15 protein-coding genes and 1 pseudogene are annotated in these 21,726 nt (G+C 41.9%); 9 read left to right on the plus strand and 7 right to left on the minus strand.

The genetic code is table 11. From position 1 onward, the window contains the following. Positions 1-104 precede the first annotated feature (104 nt). From ACU8V8_RS06515 to ACU8V8_RS06545, 7 genes are all read left to right on the plus strand, one after another. On the plus strand, positions 105-881 hold the full coding sequence (locus ACU8V8_RS06515) for an aromatic ring-hydroxylating oxygenase subunit alpha (RefSeq protein ID WP_446889196.1): 777 nt from the start codon (positions 105-107) through the stop codon (positions 879-881). Beyond that, positions 844-1,293 (plus strand): RHO alpha subunit C-terminal catalytic domain-containing protein, encoded by a 450-nt coding sequence (locus ACU8V8_RS06520; RefSeq protein WP_446889197.1) that lies wholly within the window; start codon positions 844-846, stop codon positions 1,291-1,293. The genes ACU8V8_RS06515 and ACU8V8_RS06520 overlap by 38 nt, the downstream gene beginning before the upstream one ends. Then, positions 1,294-2,712 carry an aldehyde dehydrogenase family protein gene (locus tag ACU8V8_RS06525; protein ID WP_446889198.1) on the plus strand — a complete coding sequence of 473 codons (1,419 nt, stop codon included), beginning with the start codon at positions 1,294-1,296 and terminating at the stop codon, positions 2,710-2,712. Between the two features lie 97 nt (positions 2,713-2,809). After that, the gene (locus tag ACU8V8_RS06530; protein ID WP_446889199.1) at positions 2,810-4,201 is read left to right on the plus strand and encodes an FAD-dependent oxidoreductase; all 1,392 of its coding nucleotides are present in this window, start codon (positions 2,810-2,812) and stop codon (positions 4,199-4,201) included. A gap of 3 nt (positions 4,202-4,204) precedes the next feature. Continuing rightward, positions 4,205-5,515, plus strand: coding sequence for an NAD(P)/FAD-dependent oxidoreductase (locus ACU8V8_RS06535; protein ID WP_446889200.1), 1,311 nt, complete (start codon positions 4,205-4,207; stop codon positions 5,513-5,515). A 3-nt stretch (positions 5,516-5,518) separates the two neighbouring features. Then, positions 5,519-5,869: a cupin domain-containing protein gene (locus tag ACU8V8_RS06540; protein ID WP_169021592.1), complete on the plus strand. Its 351-nt coding sequence runs from the start codon at positions 5,519-5,521 to the stop codon at positions 5,867-5,869. A gap of 259 nt (positions 5,870-6,128) precedes the next feature. Further along, a complete protein-coding gene (locus tag ACU8V8_RS06545) occupies positions 6,129-6,536 on the plus strand; it encodes a hypothetical protein (RefSeq protein ID WP_446889201.1) in 408 nt (135 codons plus the stop codon). 85 nt (positions 6,537-6,621) lie between these two features. Here ACU8V8_RS06545 and ACU8V8_RS06550 read toward each other — a convergent pair whose 3' ends face one another. Continuing rightward, positions 6,622-7,569 carry a sodium-dependent bicarbonate transport family permease gene (locus ACU8V8_RS06550; protein WP_446889202.1) on the minus strand — a complete coding sequence of 316 codons (948 nt, stop codon included), beginning with the start codon at positions 7,567-7,569 and terminating at the stop codon, positions 6,622-6,624. A 130-nt stretch (positions 7,570-7,699) separates the two neighbouring features. Here ACU8V8_RS06550 and ACU8V8_RS06555 point away from each other — a divergent pair, with 130 nt between their 5' ends. After that, positions 7,700-8,644, plus strand: a complete 945-nt coding sequence (locus ACU8V8_RS06555) for a LysR family transcriptional regulator (protein WP_446889203.1) — start codon at positions 7,700-7,702, stop codon at positions 8,642-8,644. 7 nt (positions 8,645-8,651) lie between these two features. On the opposite strand, the gene ACU8V8_RS06560 is transcribed toward ACU8V8_RS06555, so the two are convergent. From ACU8V8_RS06560 to ACU8V8_RS06570, 3 genes are all read right to left on the minus strand, one after another. Further along, positions 8,652-9,653: a LacI family DNA-binding transcriptional regulator gene (locus tag ACU8V8_RS06560; RefSeq protein WP_446889204.1), complete on the minus strand. Its 1,002-nt coding sequence runs from the start codon at positions 9,651-9,653 to the stop codon at positions 8,652-8,654. A 69-nt stretch (positions 9,654-9,722) separates the two neighbouring features. Further along, positions 9,723-11,249, minus strand: coding sequence for an MFS transporter (locus ACU8V8_RS06565; RefSeq protein WP_446889205.1), 1,527 nt, complete (start codon positions 11,247-11,249; stop codon positions 9,723-9,725). Between the two features lie 72 nt (positions 11,250-11,321). Continuing rightward, positions 11,322-12,650 carry a GH1 family beta-glucosidase gene (locus ACU8V8_RS06570; protein ID WP_446889206.1) on the minus strand — a complete coding sequence of 443 codons (1,329 nt, stop codon included), beginning with the start codon at positions 12,648-12,650 and terminating at the stop codon, positions 11,322-11,324. A gap of 295 nt (positions 12,651-12,945) precedes the next feature. Between ACU8V8_RS06570 and ACU8V8_RS06575 the strand changes: the two genes are divergently transcribed. Then, a complete protein-coding gene (locus ACU8V8_RS06575) occupies positions 12,946-15,525 on the plus strand; it encodes a glycoside hydrolase family 3 protein (protein WP_446889207.1) in 2,580 nt (859 codons plus the stop codon). A 96-nt stretch (positions 15,526-15,621) separates the two neighbouring features. Here ACU8V8_RS06575 and ACU8V8_RS06580 read toward each other — a convergent pair. From ACU8V8_RS06580 to ACU8V8_RS06590, 3 genes and pseudogenes are all read right to left on the minus strand, one after another. After that, positions 15,622-17,112, minus strand: a pseudogene (locus ACU8V8_RS06580) (tryptophan halogenase family protein). After that, positions 17,109-18,650, minus strand: coding sequence for a tryptophan halogenase family protein (locus tag ACU8V8_RS06585; RefSeq protein WP_446889208.1), 1,542 nt, complete (start codon positions 18,648-18,650; stop codon positions 17,109-17,111). Before ACU8V8_RS06585 ends, ACU8V8_RS06580 begins: the two are co-directional and overlap by 4 nt. A 93-nt stretch (positions 18,651-18,743) precedes the next feature. After that, on the minus strand, positions 18,744-21,716 hold the full coding sequence (locus ACU8V8_RS06590; protein WP_446889209.1) for a TonB-dependent receptor: 2,973 nt from the start codon (positions 21,714-21,716) through the stop codon (positions 18,744-18,746). Between the last annotated feature and the right edge of the window lie 10 nt (positions 21,717-21,726).

A 21,726-nucleotide genomic window follows, 5' to 3' on the forward strand; every position in this document is an offset into this window, starting at 1 on the left:
GCTGAATAGGCTTATTTGAAGTTGGGTTGTATCTAACATTTAAAGAAAGCCATGGTGTTTCTGCAATTGTATGTACCGTCACTTCCACACTTGGAGATACAACAATGAGCATTGCAAAACAAACAATTATTCCTATTCAACAAATTGACCAAGTACTAAGCCCTATCCATGAAGCTACGGGTATGCCTAATGAAGCTTATACAAATCCAGAATATTTTAAATTTGAGCGTGATCACGTCTTTAGTAACACTTGGGTATGTGTCGGTTTTGCATCTGATTTAATAAAAAATGGGTATGTTTTACCTATTGATTTTATGGACTTGCCCTTATTGATGATGAAAAACCGCCAAGGTGATGTACAAGTATTTCATAATGTATGTAGCCACCGTGGAATGAAGTTAGTACACGAAGCCGGTGAAGTTCAAGGCATGATCCGCTGCCCTTATCACTCTTGGACATATGATTTAAATGGCAGTCTAAAAGGCACACCTCATGTGGGAGGTATAGGCAAACATAAGGACGATCGCTTTAAATGTGAGCAACACGGGTTAAAACCACTGCGTTCAGCTATATGGATGGATATGGTATTCGTCAATTTATCTGCTGATGCGCCAAGTTTTGAGCAACACATTGCGCCACTTCAAAAGCGTTGGCATGAATTTTTAGGCGATGATGGGCTTAGTTTATTACGCAGAGCGAATATGGGCGGTCACCTCGAAATCGAAGTTAAAAGTAACTGGAAGCTAACCATAGAGAACTTTTGTGAAGCCTATCACTTACCTTGGGTTCACCCTGCATTGAACACTTATTCGAAGCTAGAAGATCATTACAATATTATGTTTGATGAACGTTTTTCTGGCCAAAGGAAGCTACAAATATAATTTATCCGATACTGCAGGGACCCACCTTCCTAAATTTCCTAGCTGGCCAGAAGATAAACTGCGCCATGCCGAATACATTGCGTTGTTTCCAAATGTATTAATTGGCATTCAAGCCGATCATGCATTTGCCATGATGATTGACCCAATTAGCACTGACAAAACGATTGAGCGGCTACGCATATTTTATATCACAGATGAAGCAATTAAAGATGAATATGCTGCGTGTCGTACTGCAACACTTGAATCTTGGCGAGTTGTGTTTGGAGAAGATATCGGTGCTGTTGAGGGGATGCAGCAAGGTCGTTATTCACCGGGATTTGGTGGCGGTGCATTTTCACCTGAAATGGATACGCCAACTCATTTTTTCCAAATTTGGTTAGCGCAGCAAGTTAAATCAGTATCGGAGGCTTAAATGAAGCATTATTTAAATTATATCAATGGCCAGTGGGTCGATGCTGAGCAGCATCTCACGGTTATGAATCCTTCTTCGGCCATGGCATATGCCACGATAGCAAGTGCCACTATAAAGGATGCAGATAATGCAATGCAAGCTGCAAGCCTATGCGTACAAGGTGGTGAGCTTTCGCAGGTGCGCCCAGCCATTCGCACTACATGGATGCTCAATGCTGCAAAAGCAATAAGGGATATAGCGGATGAAGGAGCTTTAGTTCTTTGCCGTGAAAATGGCAAATCAATTATTGATGCTAAAGATGAGTTTTTAGAGGCTGCTCGTTATTTTGAGTATTACGGCGGGATGGCCGATAAACTTGAAGGCACATCTATCCCTTTAGGTAAAAATTATATTGATTTTACACAATACGTGCCAATGGGCGTGTCGGTACAAATTGTTCCATGGAATTTCCCCGTATCAATTTGTGCACGTTCTTTAGCTCCGGCATTGGCAGCAGGAAATGCCGCGGTAATTAAGTCACCCGAAATATCTCCCATTGGTATGGTGTACTTAATAAAAGCGTTGCAAAAAGCAGGCTTTCCTAAAGGGGCTGTTAACTTACTGTGTGGTAAAGGCTCCACTGTCGGCAGCCACTTAGTTTCGCATAAAGATGTAAATCAGATTGTTTTTACAGGCTCAGTTCCTACCGGTCAGCGAATATTAAAAGATGCTGCTGCACGAGCTACTCCATCAGTTATGGAATTAGGCGGGAAGTCCGCAGCTATAGTTCTCGATGATGCAGACATACATAAGGTTATTAACAGTGTGCGCGCTGGAATTTTCTTTAACGCAGGGCAAGTTTGCTCAGCTATGTCACGTCTTTTAATCCATCAATCACGGTACCAAGAAATAAAAGATGCTGTGGTTGCAATGGCACAAAGCTTAGTGATTGGCTCAGGTGAACACCAAGTTGATTTAACGCCCGTGGTTTCTAAAGAACAACAAATCAGTGTATTAGCAATGATTGAACAAGCAAAGGAAGAAGGTGCAAATATACTCACCGGTGGTTTTGCACCTGATTTACCCGGCTATTTCGTCGCCCCAACGGTAATTGAAGCGACAGCTGATATGTCGATTGCTCAACAAGAGGTGTTTGGCCCTGTGTTAGTTGTGATGCCTTTTGAAGATGAACAACACGCTGTCACCATTGCAAATGGCACTGAATTTGGTTTAGTTGCTGGTGTATTTGGTGAAAGGTTGAATCCGACTCTGCAAATTGCGCAACAGCTACGTGGTGGACAAGTATTTATTAATGAATGGTTTGCTGGAGGGATTGAAACACCATTTGGTGGCGTTGGCTTGTCTGGTTTTGGCCGAGAAAAAGGCCAAGAAGCAATTTATAGCTATGTACAAACACGCAATATAGCCGTTCGTTTATAGTTTTAGGGTAATTATATTAGCTTAAAATGACCTGTGTATGCTTACATTTATATACAGTGAGTAGGTCATTTTTAGCTCAATCAGTAGGATTAGAAAAATGAAAAAGTGGCTTTGTATTATTTGTGGTCTGATCTACGATGAAGCTGAAGGCTGGCCTGCAGATGGAATTTTACCAGGCACTCGCTGGGAAGATGTACCTGAGGATTGGGTATGCCCTGATTGCCTTGTTGGTAAAGCTGATTTTGAAATGATGGAGTTAAGCGACGATGAAAATACGCTTGTTTCAGACCAAGCTATTGCGGCTAAATCTGACGATATAGCACCACTGAGCGCACCTATCGTTATTGTTGGCAGTGGTCACAGTGGTTATCAAGTTGCAGCTGCATTACGTAGACAATCAAAAACAGTCGATATTACAGTATTTACAGCTGATGATGGTGCTTTATACAGTAAGCCTGCGTTGTCTAACTCATTTGCACAAGCTAAGAAAACAGCAGACCTACAAATCGAAATGGCCCTTGATTGGGAAAGTAGACTCAATATTCGTGTTTATCCATTTACGCGTGTTGAACACATAAACCGTGAAACGAAAACCCTCTTGACTAGTATTGGCACATACCAGTACGGGCGTTTAGTGATCGCTACTGGAGCAACAGCCATCGAAGTACCTATTTCAGGTGATTGCAGTCACGTATTTAGCGTAAACGACTTGATGGATCATGATCGATTTACACGCCACCTTGGTCAAAAAAAACGCGTTGCAATTTTAGGGGATGGTTTAATTGGTTGTGAGTTTGCTAATGATTTAATTGCTAGTGGCTACCAAGTTTCTGTCATTGGGTTAGGTCAATGGCCTATGTCACGTTTGATCCCACGTGTTTTAGGTGAAGCTTTACAACAAAAAATGTCAGAGTTAGGTGTTCAATGGTTTCTTCAAAACAGTATTAACCATATAGAGCCAAATAATGATTCGGGCTCAATCGTTAAACTAAGCAGTGGCGAAGAACTCGAAGTTGATATTGTACTGTCTGCGGTTGGTTTAAAGCCCAACACATACTTAGCAGAGCAAGCAGGACTTGATGTTGAGCGAGGCATAATTGTGAATGATTATGGCCAAACCAGCGATGAAGCTATTTTTTCTTTAGGGGATTGTGCTCAAACATCACAAGGTTGGCAACCTTATATAGCACCAATTAATCAAATGCTCCCAGCGTTGGTTAATAGCTTATTAGGTAAATTTGAAAAAGCTGAGTTTGTCGCGTCACCTGTGTTAGTGAAAACACCTATCATGCCTTTATCAATTTACCCCGTTGCAGCGCAAACACAAGGACAATGGCATATTAAGCAGCAAGAAGAAGAGTTTACTGCCGTGTTTAACTGTGCAGAGGGTAAAGTATTAGGTTTTGCTTTATTGGGTAAACAGGTGCAATCGACACGCAATTATTGGCTTGGACAGATTGATTTACCAACGCATGTTGTAACGGAGTAGCAAATGATTAATCTACCACATGATGATAATACTTGCGGCTGGTATCACGCGCTAACACCTCAAATTGAAAAGCCGAGCTTAAAGGGCGCTCAAAGTGCCGATTATGTTGTTTTAGGGGCTGGGTTCGCAGGACTTGCAATGGCAAGACGTTTGGCTGAACTTGAACCTAATGCTCGTATTGTTCTAATTGATGCGCAACAAGTTGGCCAAGGCGCATCAGGGCGCAATTCTGGATTTGTAATCGATTTGCCGCATAAATTTTCATTAGAGCATCCAGATCCTGCCCATAAACAAAGGCTATTGTCGTTAAATCGTGCTGCAATTAAGCAGCTGTCATCTTTAATTGATAAACACAATATTGATTGTCAATGGTCCGCCGCCGGAAAATACCAAGGCGCAGTAGGGCCGCGAGGTGAAGCTTATTTAGACCATTTTGAGCATTTAATGACAGACTTAGGTGAGCCATTTGAACATGTTGATAGTAATCAACTAGCTAAAGTACTAGGCACAGACTACTACAGCCGTGCTATTTATACCCCCGGTGGTTATTTAGTTCAACCTGCTGCGTTGGCTTGTGGACTTGCAGCGAGTCTACCAAGCAATGTTGAAGTACTTGAAAATTCGCCTATCCAACGTTTAACAAAAGAGCAGGGAGCTTGGCAGTTACACGGAGAAAATGGCAGTATTAAAACAGCAAAGCTGTTATTAGGCACCAGTATTTTCACCCGCGAGTTTGGTTTTTTAAAGAACCGGCTATTACCCGTGATGACCTTTGCGAGCTGGACCCGACCATTAACCGAACATGAAATGCACCACTACAGCGGGACGCTTGATTGGGGGCTCACACCTGCTGATCATGCTGGCACAACTTTGAGAATGACCGCTGATCGACGCATTTTAATTCGCAATACCTATAAACACGTTACGAAATATGGCAACAGCATTAACGATAAAGTGCGTGCAGACATTCAGAGCGAACATCGCAAAGTTTTTCTAGCTAGGTATCCCCAATTAGCTCATGTACCTTTCACTCATACGTGGGGAGGGAGCTATGCTATTTCACGAAATTTCACCAATTTCTTTGGCGAACTTGATGATGGGGTCTACGCCAGTGCTTGTGATAACGGTGTGGGTGTCGCTTGGGGAACAGTATCAGGTAGTTTACTGGCTGATTACGTCGTCGGTGCAACGTCAAATGCGTTGAGTGATATACAAAAAGTAACCGGCATGCCGAGCTTAAACCCACCAGAGCCATTCTTAGGTTTAGGGGTAAAAAAGCCGGATCAGGCTGGCGAAATGGCAAAGCAGGAGTGAAATATGAAACAGGTAAAATTAGTTGACAGCAAACTACTTAATTTCAATGTACGTGGTGACAATCCAGGTATGGCTTATGTCGCGCGAGCGCTGAGCACTGAAATATCACCTAATATCGGTGTCGGCTTTGCTAAATGGGAGGGCGCAGAGGTTGCATGGACTGTGCTCTACGATGAGGTTATCTTTGTTATTGAAGGTTGTTTTGAGCTCACGGCAGATGGCGAAACCCATCATGTATATCCGGGTCAAATGCTTTGGATACCCGAAGGAACAGAATTGGTTTACGGTGGCTATGCACTATTTGGTTATGTAGTGCACCCTGGAAATTGGAAGGAACTTCACGGTATCGTCTAAAGCCAATAACGTTAAACTTAGTTCCCAAGCCCTTAATTCAACCCGCCGTTAAGGGCTTTTTTAGTTAATTGATTTTCTACTCGCTAAATATATCTGTGTTTGTACTTACAACACGGAAATTAACGTTTTTATGACTAAAGTCTATGAGTTAAATTTCTTCATCTATTGGGTTTGTTTTTATCGTTTGTTGAAATTGTTAGAAGCACTTAAAGTTCAGTTGTCGGCAACAAAGACGACGTAACTTAATAGGAATATAATCATGAAACTTACACTAATCAAAACCATCGCACTTGGCTCATTATTAACTTGCTCAGCAGCGGCTATGGCTGGCGGCAGTGACTATAAGTTAATGGTTATTGAGCAGGCAACAGCGCCACAGCAACTTGAAGAGTCATTCAATGGTTGCGCATTAAATGTTAAGTCAAAAAATTACGAGCAAGCAGAAGCAATTTGCACAAAAGCAATTGAGTTATTAAAAGTGACAAAAGGGCGTAAACTCAAAGTACGCGAGCTGACATCATTCGCTTTAAGCAACCGTGGTATATCACGTATCAAGTCAAAAAATGATACTGCGGGCTTGGCTGATTTATATGAAGCAACACAGATTTCAAATAACATCTTAGTGTCTCATAACCTCACACGTGCTAAAGAAGACTTATCTTTATAAGTATTTATTGATTAACACAATCTAAAGCATATTTTAAAGCCACGCTAGTTATCGCTAACGTGGTTTTTTGCGTTTAGAATGTATTTTATTGCATCGCTACTGCTAGTTGGTGATACAGGCCAATTCCGATGGTGACGTTAAAGGCAAAGGTTATTCCTAAAGAGCTAAGCATAGCAAGGCCTATGTTTGCTTTAGGGATCGCGGCTTTGATAGCCGCAGGGGCTGCAATATAGGAGGCACTCGCCACTAAACTTGCTAATACAACTACAGAGCCTAGCTCAAGAGTTAACATTGTTCCAACTGCCACACCGATGACACCTAAAAACAGTGGTGAAATTAATGCGAATAAAGCAACACGCCAGTGGTGCCATGGAATAGGGCGCAATGTTTTGGCTGCTGTTAAGCCCATTTCTAATAAAAATAATGCCAACACAACCTTAAAGCTGCTGGTTAGTAGGCTGGTAACTTGGCTACCTTGCTGCGTGCCGTACAGCATGCCGATGATCACGCCTCCCACTAAAAGGATAATGCTTTTATTGGTAAGAGTCTCATGCCAGAGCGCTTTTAATGGCAGCGTGTGTGCTCCGCTGTTTTCTTTATCAAGTCGTCGGTATAGCAATAGGCCGACAATAATGGCAGGCAACTCCAGCATTACTAAATAAAGCGTTACTTCGGCACCAACCACTAGCTGTGATGATTCTGCATAGGCCAGTGCTACCGCAAATGTCCCCGCGCTGACCGAGCCGTAATGGGCTGCAATACTTGCGCTATTAGCGACAGAAAGTCTAACAAGGTATTTTAAAACGGGGTAGAGCATCAGCGGAATAAGTGCTCCCAACAACATTACTGAGCCCATTTCTGGTAGCAACTGCCAGCTTAAATTACCGTGTAATACCATGCCGCCTTTTAAGCCGATGGTCAGCATTAATAGTAAACTTAAGGTCTCGTAAGTTGCTTTTGGAATAACGAGATCAGAACGTAAAATCCCCGCAACTAAACCCAAAACAAAAAACATTACAACAATATCAGGCACACCTTTCCCCTTTTAATTTAAAGTCTCGCTATTGTAGATAAAATCATGCATTGTAAATAATAAAATGATTGGTAGTTAGTTATAGGTTATTATCTATGGGTTGATTAATACTAGAAGGGTTGAGATAGCGATGGATTTAAGACATATTTCTTTTCGGCTGCTAGAAGTATTTATGAGTGTAGTAAAAACAGGCTCTATTAGTGAAACCGCTCGCAGTCTGCATTTAACTCAGCCTACGGTGTCACTACAAATGAAACGGTTGCAAGAAGCTGTTGGTGAACCATTAGTTCTTATGCAGCAACAAAAGTTAGTTGTAACCGAGGCCGGCCTTGAACTGTTTAAAACGTGTCAGCAAGTTTTTGGTCAGTTTGATGATTATAAAGATTTTTTAACTGAACTTAGAGGCGGTGAACGAGGGCGCTGTAAAATCGCCATGGTGAATACGGCACAATACATTTTGCCTAAACTACTGGGCCCTTATAGTAACTTGCATCCTCATGTTGAATTGCCACTAGAGATTGGTAATAGAGCTGAAGTGCTTGCTCGATTTGAACGAGGGGAAGATGATATTTATGTATTCAGCCACCCACCATCACTTGAACATGCTCAAGCGGCGCGATTTTTACAAAACCCGCTTGAGTTTATTGTGCCTTTTGATCACCCCTTAGTAAATGCTACAGATATTAGTTTAGATGAACTTACGAGGTACCGCTTCTTATTACGTGAACCAGGATCAGCGACTCGCATGTTATTTGAAAGTGAGTTGCAAACGAGAGGGTTCGTGCTTAGCAACAGTGTTCAAATGGCCAGTAATGAAGCAATACGTGTTGCGGTTTCGTCAGGGATGGGGGTTGGCGTGCTTTCTCGTCACGTATTGCCGCTAGGGGAGCATGGCTTTAAAGTTCTTAAAGTAAAAGATACGCAGCTTGCGAGCCATTGGTACTTTGTTGTGCGTACTGACCGTCATATATCTCATGCAGCACGTAGTTTTTTACAATTTGCGCAAAATAACTTAGAGCAATACCTTGATGCTCGTTGGGTGTGCAATGAGTTAAATGAACTTAAACTCAATTAATTTATTACTATTTAATGCTTGGTGTTGAATCTCTAAGTATTAAATTAGGTTGGAACACGTGATTTATTGTTATTCCTGTGTGCTTGTATATATCTTTCAATACTAAATTAGCAGCCATTTTCCCCATCTCTGGCACTGGGTTGTTGATAGTGGTTAATGTTGGGTATAAGTAATTGGTGAATATCACGTTATCGTAACCCATAATGGCTAAGTCTCTAGGGAGATTAAACCCGTGTTCGCGAGCATACTTCATTGCACCAGAGGCCATTTCATCATTAGCACAGACTAAAGCAGTAAATGTGGCTTTATTATCAATAAAGTGTTTTAAACCATCATTACCACCGGTTTCTTTAAAATCACCGATGTAAAATAAGTTTTCGTTAAAAGTTAAATCAAACTCAGCGAGTGCTCGCTTATGGCCTTTAAAACGCTCTGATGCATCGGGTTTAAATTGTGGTCCAGCTATATAGGCAATGTTAGTATGACCTTTAGTGATCATTGTTTTTGTCGCAAGGTAACCACCCATTTCATTGTCTAAACTGATGCAGTTATCTTTGATTTCTTCGACGTAACGGCTCATTAAGTAGATTGGGGTTTTACCTTTACTAAGCCCAATTAAATACTCGTTTGATACCGCTTCAACATGAGCAATGATGGCATCACAATTACGGCTGATCAAAAATTCAAAAGCGTTTTTCTCTTTTGTTTCGTCACTGTGTCCTGGCGTAATAATGACGTGTTTACCAGCGGCGCGAAGCTGTTCTTCAATTGCGGACATCATCTGACCGAAAAAAGGCCCGTCAAGCTCTGAGACTAAAATGCCAACGCTGCTGGTTCGACTTGAAGCAAGTGAGCGGGCAATAGAGCTCGGCTGATAACCCAGCTCCTTCATTGCTTCCATCACTTTCTTTTTCGTCTTTTTACTTACATAGTCATTATTGTTCAGAACTCTGGACACAGTAGACAGGGACACGCCTGCAAGCTCTGATACCTGATAAATTGTCGCCATTGTTTTCCTAACTTTAATGCGTTGTTATGTAAATGCTTTTATAAAGCAGTATTGTGCGTGTCCCGTAATTTACACATTACTACGCCTAATTGCCAAGTCTTCTGTAATTTTTTGTGTCATTACTGGGGTAAGCGGATAAATTAACATCAAGGCGGCACCTAAAAAAGCAAATGCAGCGGGGATCCAACTCATTAATAATTGCATACCGGGTAATGATTGGCTGATAGTTGACTCATCCATTCCGTTATAGCCATAACCTGCTAACACAACAAGCACTAATGCGCCGGCAAAACCGCCACCGGTTTTTTGTACAAATGTGCCTGCTGAATAAATTAGCCCAGTAGCACGGCGGTGGTTTTTCCATTCAGAGTAATCGGCTGAGTCACCTAGCATACTAAAAAACAGTGTGGGCATCATGGCTGCAAAAAACTCCGCGGCACAACCAAAGGTAAATATTGCAACAATATTATCACTGGGCACCCAATAAAACGCGGTTGTTAACAACCCACTTAATACCAGCGAAATAATAAACAAATTACGCTTACCAAGCAGTTCAGCAAGCTTACCTGTAGCAAGTGCACCCAAAATAGACACCACTAATAAGGCGACAAAATATTGCCCCGCCATTAGTTCATCCGCCACTTGGTACTTAAAGTAATAGGCAATCACACCGTATTTGATGCCGTTGAACATCATGGTTAAAAAGCCGATACCGAGTAATATTAACCAAGGTTTATTGGTGAGTAAGTCAACCATGTCTTGCTGTGTGCCAGTTAAGCTTGATTGCGTTTTGTTAAGTAATTTTTTGATCACATAAGTCATTGCTGCCATAACAATAACGAAAAATAGGCCACTGTATACATCGCGATAGTAAAAAAACAGTGTGGTTGCAAGCAGGGGTAAAATAATAAAGGGGAGGTTTTTAGTCAGATCTTTTAACTCTGTTTTTAAACTGCCTTCGTTTGATGAGTGGGGGATCACTCGCTCTTTGGTTGAGACAAAGGTGATTACCATGAGTGCAATGAGCAGTGCGGCGAATAAATACATGGTGAATTGGTAGCCTTTGGCATTATCGCCAGCACCAAAATAAGCAACCAACTCAGGCAAGAAGCCCATTACTAACAAGCCCCCGGCAAAAGCGCCAGCAAAGCGGAAGCTCGAGAGCTTAGTGCGCTCAGTATCATCAGGAGTCATGACCCCCATTAAAGCTGAGTAGGGCACATTGCTTACAGTGTATGCTAGCGTTAGACCAATATACGTGACGTAGGCATAAATAAGCTTATTTGTTTCACTAAAGTCTGGTGTGGTAAAGCACAGCACCATAAACAAGCCTAAAAATGGAGCTGACCATAAAATCCATGGTCTAAATTTACCAAAGCGGGTGTGGGTGCGATCTGCAATCATACCCATAATGATGTCGGTAACACCATCAGAGAGTCTTACTACCAAAAATAACATGGCAGCGGCGGCGGCAGAAATACCAAAAGTGTCGGTATAAAATACGGCAAGATAGGCAAGTGCACCACGCCAGACTAAGTTAGCGCCGGCATCGCCCATGGCGTAGCCTATTTTTTCATATAAAGGGATTTTATTCACTGTGTGTGTTTCTTATTGTTGTTTAAATTGGCGGCCTAGTTTGTGAAAAATTCAGGCCGCTTATAAAAGGGGTTATCTGCTAGTAATTAATTTACTATACGCAAGACCACTGGCTTTTACTGTGCGTTGTTGAGTTTGATAATCAACGTAAACAATACCAAAACGTTTTAAGTAGCCTTCAGCCCATTCAAAATTATCCATTAAGCTCCAGGCAAAATAACCGTCGACAACCACACCTTGCTCGGTTGCATTATGCAGTGCATTGAGATGGTCTTGATAGTAATTTATCCGATCTACATCGTTTACCTCACCGTTTTGTATCGTATCAGCCATGGCTGCACCATTCTCGGTAATATAAATAGGCGGCAAGGTGTATTTTTCATTTAATGAGACTAGTAAATCCGTTAATGCTTGCGGGTAAATTTCCCAACCGATATCAGTTAATGGGCCTTGATGGGGTAGCTCATGATAAAAATCAGTGTCGCTTGCTTGGTAATGCAAACGGGTATAAAAATTAACCCCTAAATAATCTAAAGGCTGAGCGATAATTTCCATATCTCCGGGCTGAATGTCAGGGCGCTGCTCAGGAGGGAGTTGATTGATTATGTCAGGGTATTTGCCTTCCATCACAGGGCGCATATACCATTGGTTTATGTAATCATCAGCAAAGGCTGTGGCTTGTAAATCCGCATCAGACTGACTCACAGGGTAGCAAGGGGTAAAATTAAGCACGATGCCATTTAAGGCGTTAGGACAATTTTTGGCCAGTACTTGCATCGCTAAACCATGGCCTAATAATAGGTGATGCGCCGCCTTGCGACCATATTCACGGCCCACAATACCGGGTGCATGTACGCCTATTTCATAACCTAAGTATGAGCTACAAAAGGGTTCGTTTAATGTTGCGTATGAGTGAACACGCTTGCCAAAGGCCGTACTGATTAAATCGGCGTATTTTGCATATTCATAAGCTGTGTTGCGATTTAACCACCCTCCATCATCTTCTAGGTATTGTGGTAAATCCCAATGGTAGAGCGTAACAAATGCTTTAATGTTCCTACGTTTAAGCTCATCTAAAATATCGGTATAAAATTTAACACCTACCGGATTTAAATGACCATCCGCTGTCATTACCCTAGGCCAAGATATTGATAAACGATAGGCATCTACGCCTAATGAGTCGATTAGTGCGATGTCATTAGGCCAATTATTATAGTGATCGCAAGCAACAAGCCCGTCGGAATTATCGGCAATTTTACCTGGTGTTGCGCAAAAGGTATCCCAAATGCATGGAAGTCGGTCGTCTGCACCGCCCTCAATTTGAAATGATGCTGTAGCAACACCAAAAGTAAACTCTTTGCTAAGAATCGGTGAGTTAGCGGGTAATGATAGTTGTTTCATTAATGGAAAACCTCTGCTTGCTGATACGGTCGATAAACGTATTTCTTTAATTCAAATTTGTTATTCTGTGAAAGCGCTTCCATAATTAATTTGATTAATGCTCTGCTATGGTATTTAATGTGATTTAGGGAAGCGCTTCCATATTCAGGTTAGTGACTATTTCTTGGCAGGTCAATAGTTAAATTTAGATAACAATAAATACTTGTTGAAATGCTAAGAGTAAAACCACACTGAGGTGAATAAATGGGTCAGCCCGCGTTTTATAAACAACAAGTGACATAGGGTAGAGACAAAAATGATAAAACACTTACACACAACTAAGTTGCCTGCGCTTAGCTTATTAACAAGCTTGGCGATTCTTACTGGCTGCGCAAAAGATGATATTGAAAAACAAACCAAGACGACTCAATCTTCACAGCAGGTTGAAGCGCCCACGAATAACCTAGATATTTGGCCCAAGCTTGAGTATTCAGTCAAGCAAGACCCTAAACTTGAAGCGAAAATCAAACATTACCTTGAATCGATGACACTTGAACAAAAAGTAGCACAAATGATTCAACCAGAAATTCGTGATATTAGCGTGGAAGATATGCGTAAATATGGCTTTGGTTCATATTTAAATGGCGGGGGATCGTTTCCTAATGCGAATAAACACGCAACGCCACAAGATTGGATAGCCCTTGCTGAGGCAATGTATCAAGCATCGGTGGATGATTCGTTAGATGACAGCGCGATCCCAACGATGTGGGGCACTGATGCCGTACACGGGCATAATAATGTTATTGGTGCCACGTTGTTTCCTCATAATATAGGGTTAGGCGCTGCAAATAATCCTGAGTTAATTGAAAAAATTGCCGCAGCAACCGCTATTGAAGTGATGGTAACAGGCATTGATTGGGTGTTTGCTCCAACCGTAGCCGTGGTGCGTGATGACAGGTGGGGCCGCACCTATGAAGGGTACTCTGAAGATCCTGAAATTGTTCGTGAGTATGCTGCGGCTATTGTAAATGGTTTACAAGGCCACGCTGATGGCGACTTTTTAAGTGATAGTCGCGTTGTGAGTACAGTAAAACACTTTTTAGGTGATGGCGGCACTGTGGCTGGCGATGATCAGGGTAATAATATTGACTCTGAAAAGGTGTTATTTGATATCCATGCGCAAGGCTATGTGGGTGGTTTGAGTGCCGGTAGTCAATCGGTGATGGCATCGTTTAATAGTTGGCACGGCAAGAAAAATCACGGTAATAAATATCTACTCACGGATGTACTGAAAACAAAAATGGGCTTTGATGGCTTTGTTGTAGGTGACTGGAACGGTCATGGACAAGTGGCAGGCTGTAGCAATGAAAGCTGCCCGCAAGCGGTGAATGCTGGGCTTGATATCTTTATGGTGCCAACAGATGCTTGGAAACCTTTGTACGAAAATACAATCGCACAGGTTAAATCGGGTGAGATAGCCATGAGTCGTATTGATGATGCTGTTTCTCGTATTTTAAGAGTGAAACTCAGAGCGGGTTTATTTGAAAAACCAAGTCCCGCGAAACGTCAATTTTCGGGTAAAACGCAGTTGATTGGTGCGCAAGCGCACCGTGATATTGCTCGCCAAGCAGTACGAGAATCATTGGTATTACTGAAAAATAAAAACAATATTTTACCGCTTTCTGCCAATTCACATGTTTTAGTGGCGGGTGATGGCGCAGACAACATTGGTAAACAGTCAGGTGGTTGGAGTATTACGTGGCAAGGTACTAATAATGAAAATGCGGATTTTCCCGGTGCGACATCAATTTACGCTGGCTTAGAAGCGCAAATAACCGCTGCTGGTGGTACGGCAACACTCAGCGCGGTTGGTGAATACGATAAAAAACCAGACGTGGCAATTGTTGTCTTTGGCGAAGAGCCTTATGCAGAAGGGCATGGCGATAGAGACAACCTTGAGTTTGAACGCAATAATAAAAAGTCACTGGCGTTATTAAAACAACTTAAATCACAAGGTATCCCTGTTGTGTCAGTATTTATATCTGGCCGCCCAATGTGGGTTAATGCTGAATTAAATGCATCAGATGCCTTTGTTGCTGCTTGGCTGCCTGGTACGCAAGGGGAAGGTATTGCTGATGTGCTGCTTACAGACGCTGATGGTGGTATACAGCATGATTTTAAAGGTAAGTTATCGTTTTCATGGCCAAATACACCGCTGCAAACGACAGTAAATAGAGGCGATGATGACTATTCACCATTACTGCCGTATGGCTTTGGTTTAAGTTATGGTGATGACAATACGCTGGCTGATGACTTAAATGAAGACTCAGGTGTGAGTATTGATAATTTAGCACCGCTAGCCATTTTTAATGGTGCATTGATTAATCCATGGCGATTATTTATAAAATCAGCTGACCAACAACAGCAAGTGACAAGTAATAGTGTGAAGTTTGCTGGTGTTGAATATCGAACAGAAGATAAAGATATTCAAGAAGATGCGATGTCATTTGTATTTACAGGTTCAGGTTTAGCGACAGCTGAAATCAACAGTAATTTTACAGAAGATAAGGTCGCTTATATTGAGGCCAACTCAGCGCTAAGTTTTGAATATAAAATCAGCCAGTTACCAAGTTCTGCGTTTTATATTGCCATGACTTGTGAGCATGGCTGCGGCGCGCGTGTTGATATTAGTGATCTACTGCAAAGCGCAGAGCCAAACAGCTGGCAAACTCTCACTATTGACCTAAATTGTTTTGCCGAAAAAGGGCTTGATTTTGCCAGAGTAACGAGCCCTTTCTCTTTACAAACAGACGCTGATGCGGCTATTTCCATCGCGAATGTTAATTATGTGCCCCACAGCGCTGCAGATGCCATGATGACCTGCCCAGGGAATTAAATACTAAGTATACCAACTCAGTTAATACGTTAGTTGGTTGATATTTTGTTGTGTTGTCCAAAGCCCTTTAAGCAATTAAAGGGCTTTTTTTAGCGGTTATTCAGCAGGGCAATATTGTTGTAAAAAGGCTTGGTGTGAGGGAAGTTGTGATACTCGTTGGTTAATTTGTTGTTTAATGCTATTTAAAAAACGGGTTAATTCATCGTCACTCATTAAACTTGCAATCAAATGGTGCTGCTTTGGCATTATCCCTTGTCCCAACATCACTTGCACCCACGAATCGACTCTGAAAATATCACCATCATCTAAAAATACCCGACCAGTTTGTTTAAATAAGCTAATTTTATGGGCAAGAGTGTCTGGCACTTCCATACTCTGGCAGTGTTGCCAAAAATCACTATCAGTTCGATCAGTGACTTTATAGTGCAGCACGATGAAATCGCGAATATTTTCGATCTCACTTTTAAGTTGCTTGTTGTATTCATTTATGGCTTGCTCTGTAATGCCATTAAATGGAAATAACCGCATAAAGCGAATTATGCCAGACATAATTAAATGAATACTGGTGGATTCAAGAGGTTCAACAAAACCACTCGCCAAACCAAGCGCGAGGCAGTTTTTATTCCAACCTTTACGTCGACGGCCAGTTTTGAATTTTATAACCTTGGGCTCAGTTAAGGTTTCACCTTGGATATTATTAAGCAATAATTGTTTGGCATCAGCATCGGCGAGATAGCGGCTGCAATACACTAGACCATTGCCTACACGGTGTTGTAAAGGGATTTGCCATTGCCAACCTGCATCATGGGCAATAGCCCGAGTGTAAGGGGGATATTGTCACTGATGGCTTTGGTTTGCACGGCAATTGCACTGTCACAAGGTAATAAATGAGACCAGTCTTCGTAACCTGTATGTAGCGCTTGCTCGATCAGTAGCCCTCTAAAGCCGGTACAATCAATAAAGAAATCTCCAGCAACAGTGCTGCCATCCTCAAGGGTTAAACTGTTTATATAACCTGTATCGGCAGATTTATTAACCTGAGTTATTTTACCTTCTAGGCGCTTTACACCTAAATTTTCAGAGAATTCACGCAAAAAATAATGCATAGCGGCTGGCATCCATGTGAAAGGCATAATTAATTGGGTTTTGCGGGTTAAAGGCAAATTTACCTTGTTTAGCCGCTTGGAGTTCATAGCAGTATTGGCCAAACTCAGATTCTAAGCCAAGTGATAAACTATGGAGCCAAAAATGATGGAATTCACCGGCCCAACATTCTTTACCTGTCATACCAAATGAGTGGATATAATCGGTTTCTTTTTGGCCCCAGTTTTCAAAACTGATCCCCAGTTTAAAACTCGCTTGGGTGGCTTTCATGAAGGTCTGCTCATTGATCCCTAATAACTTATGAAATGTGCGTATAGGTGGTATTGTGGCTTCGCCAACACCCACAGTGGCAATCTCATCTGATTCAATGAGTGTTACTGTAATATTTTTACCCAATAGTTTGCACAATGCTGCGCCTGCCATCCAACCGGCGGTTCCGCCGCCTGCGATCACCACATTTTTTATTTGTTTATTGTGTGTCATGTGTCAGCCTTGTTACTTAATAATTGATTTAATAGAGCGCGGTTTGAGGGCAAGCCATGCAAATATTTAGCGATTTTTTCACGGTTGTGCTGATAAAAATACTGCCCAACTGCAGGATTGTTAAATGCGTTGTTGCTGTTAGCTGTTTGTGTTTGAAACCCCATACCATAAAGCACGTATTGGTAACTGGCAGAAGGAAAAACTTCCTCGTTTTCAATTAAATCAAACCGACTTGGTGCTTGATATTGCCACAAATTCAGCAGCTCTTTTAAACGCGCAGGTGTACTGCGAGGTGCTTTAATATCTTGCCAGTATGGGCTGTCATTTCGTTCGCTTAATACATAGTGTAATTTTAAAAAGTCGATTACACGCTGCCATCGATAGTTAAAGCGGTTATTAAAGCGTGTTGCTAATAATGCCATATGTTCGCGGCTCTGTGGCATTTGTTCACTTAACATGTTCAGTGACAGCTCCACCATAGCAAGTGCCGATGCTTCAAGGGGTTCAATAAACCCTTGTGACATACCAATCGCAAGGCAGTTTTTAACCCAAAACTGTGCTCGATAGCCTGGGGTAAAGTGCAAAGTGCGGGTTTGCAATTGAGCTGCTGCGTCATGACCTATTGATTGCGTTGCATACTGCTTTAAAGTGTCGATTGCGGTTTGTTCATCACAATACTGGCTGCTATAGGTATAGCCAATGCCACGGCGACTGGGTAAGCCTATATCCCATATCCAACCAAATTGCTGCGCTGTTGATAAGGTCGCTGAAGCGATATCTTGTTGTTGCTCTGTATAAGGAAGATGCGCTGCAATAGCACGGTTATTAAATAATATATGATCTTGAGTAATCAGTGGTGTGTTGTAGTGCTCGCTAATCAAACGAGCATGACTCCCTGAGCAATCAATAAATAAGTCAGCACATAGGTTGCCATGATGAGATGTTTGTAAGTATTCAATATAGCCATCAAGGTCATTGTGCACAGAAGTTACATCATCAATAATATGCTCAACACCAAGGTTACTGACACAATGCTGGTTTAGAAATGTGGCAAACTTTCCTGCATCTAGGTGGTAGCCGTAGTTAGTTACTGCTGCGTACTCTGGGGTATTGAGCTGTTTAGGGGCTAAAGCGGCTTGGCAAACAAAGCTTTGCATATTAACAGCATCAGCATACTTTTGGCTTGCAGCATGTTGCTGCCAATAGGCGTGTAAGTCAGTTTCTAAATAGCCTGAGGGCGTCATAAAGGGGTGGTAGTAGTTTTCACCCGCTGTTAAATTACGCCAGTTAATAAATTTAGAGCCTTGCTTAAATGATGCATCACAGTGACGTAAAAAGTCGACTTCTTTAACGCCAATCCGCTTTAAGGTATTGCGCATAGATGGCCAAGTACCTTCACCAACACCTGAAATAGCAATGTTAGCTGATTCAATTAATGTGATTTTTTTATCTGGGTGCTCAGCGGCAAGTAGCCCTGCACTTAGCCAGCCTGCTGAGCCGCCGCCTAACACCACAATATGTTGTATTGTTTTATTCATAGATTGAGCGCTTTTATTCTTAAATGTAAAAAGCCGCTAACACAGTAGCGGCTTAATAATGCTTTATTAATATATAGCGTTTATCACTATTAATTAAAAGTTGTAGCGCATACCGATATTATAGCGCGCGCCGTTTTGTTCAAGGTTCCATAATTGAGCTTCATAGCGGCCATGTTGACGCATATTTTGCTCAGTTATATTAATACCTTCAATAAAGAACGACATCTGTTCACTGTAATTATAGGCCACATTAAAATCAATTTGATAATACGCTTCAGTAAAACTTGGCTCATTAACGTATCTTGCAGCACTGTTTAAGAATTTATCACGCCAGTTATAGGCAATACGCGCTTGAAACTTATCATTTTCATACATGGCGATAAAGTTAGCTGTATCACTTAAACCTACTAATGCAAATTGAGTGGTGGTCGGATCGGCGGCAACGTCAAAGTCGATATCACCGTTTACGATAGTGTAGTTTGCTTGTAAACCAAAGCCAGTATCACCAAAGAAGTGTTGAACAGCAAATTCATATCCATCAATTTTGGCGTCTTTATTATTTGTGGGTACTTGCGCAGTAAAGTCCATCAGTGGGTCGTCACTGTTTGGCAATACATCATAAGCGGCTTCAAATTCTTCGTAGCTCATCGAGTCGAAAGCAACGCCATTTTCCATCGCAGCGACCATTTGGAATAAATTCGAATCTGTTAACGCTAAACCTTGTGATTCTAGTTCAGCTCTAGCTGCTTCGGCACGAGGCCCTGCCGATACATCGCGAAGACCATAGTAGTTTTGTGTCATTGGTGTTAGACCAATAAAGTTATCTACTTTTTTGTTAAAGTAACCTAACGAGACATAACTAACATCAGTAAAATACCATTCAGCTGAAACATCAAAGTTATCCGATTCAAGTGGTACAAGCCCTGGGTTACCTGTTGATGCAGGAGCATTGGTGGTTCCTGGAATAATTGTGGGTCCGGTAGGTACGCCAACGGTAGCCGCTGAACTTAAATTATCATAGGTAGGGCGGGCGATTGTGGTGCTATAAGATGCACGTAATGTTACATCATCAAGTACATTGATATCAAAGTCTAAGCTGGGTAAAAAGTGGTTATAGCTTGAGCTTAATGAGTAATCTTCTTTGTTTGTTCCGTAGCGTACATTAAAGTCATTATTACCTTCCCATGCTACGGCATCGGGTAAATCTATGTTCGCTGTTGAGGTTATATCGGTTGTCTCATAGCGTGCACCAATAACTAAATTAAATGGCATATCGCCAATTTCATTGGTGTAGTTATATTGTACAAACGCGGCTTTAATGTCTTCTTCTATGGTGCGATTGGTTGCAAACGCGCCATCGGCTGCAAAATTAAAACCGTATTGTTCAGCCGCCCAATAACCGACTTCAGATGCACTACCAGTAAAGCCTTGATTAAATGAGCCATCGGTATTGTAGTCATCAAACTCAGCTAGGAAATTGGTTGGGTCTAAATAGCCTTCAGGTAGTTCACCTGGGTTTTCAATGCCCCAGTTACCCATGGTATTACGAGTAAGTGATTGCAGTGAGTGGCTCTCCATTGAGCGAGCTTCTACACCGAAATCGATACTGCCGTTATCCATTTCATAGCTACCGTGTAGACGAAATTCATCAACTGTAGACTCTTGGCTAGCAAAGTTTGAATCTAAAATAGAGGTTCCTACATCAGATTGTTCCAGAGTATTTGTGCAGTTTAAATTGGTGCGGCTACAATCATCAAAGTCAATGACCATTGATGGTAAATCACGGCTAAAATCAACTTCTTGAGCAGCGACTACATTGGCTCCTAGCCCTGCATTTACCCAGCTTCCGTATTCGGCATCAGGCTTGCTGGTGGCTTTTGAGCTATGGACATCAAACATAAAGCTCAGTTGATCATTAAAAAAATATTCAATGTTTAAACCGATCGAATTATTTTCGTTTACTTGGTTTTGTTCTTGTAGTGCTAAACCTAGGTCACGGGTTGACAAGTCACGGCGTTCTTCGCGGTAATAAATCGGTGTTTTTACGTCATTGTCATCAAAAATCAAATGAGTTTTATAATTATCCATCCAAATTGATTGCTCAGCGCGGGCTTCAAACAACTCTTGTTGCGAGTAGGTGTAATCAAGGGTGGCTGTAAATGAGTCAATCGGGCTATATTGTAATGTTAGCTGTGCATTCGTACGGGTACGTTCGCGATCGGCAATTGTGTAGCGTAAATCGGATGGCATAGAGTAGTACTGGCCCATGGCAGGTGCGTTTTCTACAATTATGTCATCGGCAGCTTGAGGGATAGTGCCGTCATACTCAGTGGTACGCCATTCGTTGACAAATGCGCCGGTGCCTGAGCTATCACGTTGTTGCATACTGGCGGTAAGGGATGCGCCAAATTGAGCATCTTCATCCGTCCAGCTAAAAATACCTGAGATTTCAGGGGTGATATCATCACCTACGCGGTTTGTAGTATCATGTTGGGCTTTTACACCAATATTGGCAACAAGGCCTGGGTTATCAAGCGGGCGGGCGGTGTTTATATTGATAGTGGCGCCAATACCGCCAGACGCAATTTGTGCTTTACCTGTTTTATAAACTTCAACAGATTTAACACTTTCAGATGCAAGGTTAGCAAAGTCATATGCACGTGAATTTGGTGTACCACCGCCGGCTGGTAAAGAAGCTGCAGGCATTGTACGGCCATTCAAGGTCACCATATTATAATCTGGGCCAAAACCACGCACAGTTACTTTGGAGCCTTCACCGTTACTACGGTCTATTGAAACACCAGTAATGCGTTGCAGTGATTCGGCTAAATTAGTATCAGGGAACTTACCAATGTCCTCAGAAGAAATAGCATCAACCACACCCGATGAATAACGCTTGAGTTGTGTTGACTCTTTAATACTTCCTTTAAACCCCGTTACTTGAATGACTTCTACGTCATCTAGTGGCTCAACTTCAGCGGCTAAGATCGGCAATGCAGTTGATGCACTTAAAACTAAAGATAGGCTAGTAGCCAACTTTGTTCTCTTCAAAATATGATTCGACATTAGGTTTCCC

The organism is Pseudoalteromonas sp. SaAl2, assembly GCF_052947895.1.

Coding starts and splice junctions, on each gene's coding strand:
- ACU8V8_RS06530 (WP_446889199.1), top strand. CDS start 2,810: ATGAAAAAGTGGCTTTGTATTATTTGTGGTCTGATCTACGATGAAGCT.
- ACU8V8_RS06520 (WP_446889197.1), top strand. CDS start 844: ATGAACGTTTTTCTGGCCAAAGGAAGCTACAAATATAATTTATCCGAT.
- ACU8V8_RS06525 (WP_446889198.1), top strand. CDS start 1,294: ATGAAGCATTATTTAAATTATATCAATGGCCAGTGGGTCGATGCTGAG.
- ACU8V8_RS06570 (WP_446889206.1), bottom strand. CDS start 12,650: ATGAAACAACTATCATTACCCGCTAACTCACCGATTCTTAGCAAAGAG.
- ACU8V8_RS06535 (WP_446889200.1), top strand. CDS start 4,205: ATGATTAATCTACCACATGATGATAATACTTGCGGCTGGTATCACGCG.
- ACU8V8_RS06555 (WP_446889203.1), top strand. CDS start 7,700: ATGGATTTAAGACATATTTCTTTTCGGCTGCTAGAAGTATTTATGAGT.
- ACU8V8_RS06515 (WP_446889196.1), top strand. CDS start 105: ATGAGCATTGCAAAACAAACAATTATTCCTATTCAACAAATTGACCAA.
- ACU8V8_RS06585 (WP_446889208.1), bottom strand. CDS start 18,650: ATGAATAAAACAATACAACATATTGTGGTGTTAGGCGGCGGCTCAGCA.
- ACU8V8_RS06575 (WP_446889207.1), top strand. CDS start 12,946: ATGATAAAACACTTACACACAACTAAGTTGCCTGCGCTTAGCTTATTA.
- ACU8V8_RS06560 (WP_446889204.1), bottom strand. CDS start 9,653: ATGGCGACAATTTATCAGGTATCAGAGCTTGCAGGCGTGTCCCTGTCT.
- ACU8V8_RS06590 (WP_446889209.1), bottom strand. CDS start 21,716: ATGTCGAATCATATTTTGAAGAGAACAAAGTTGGCTACTAGCCTATCT.
- ACU8V8_RS06540 (WP_169021592.1), top strand. CDS start 5,519: ATGAAACAGGTAAAATTAGTTGACAGCAAACTACTTAATTTCAATGTA.
- ACU8V8_RS06545 (WP_446889201.1), top strand. CDS start 6,129: ATGAAACTTACACTAATCAAAACCATCGCACTTGGCTCATTATTAACT.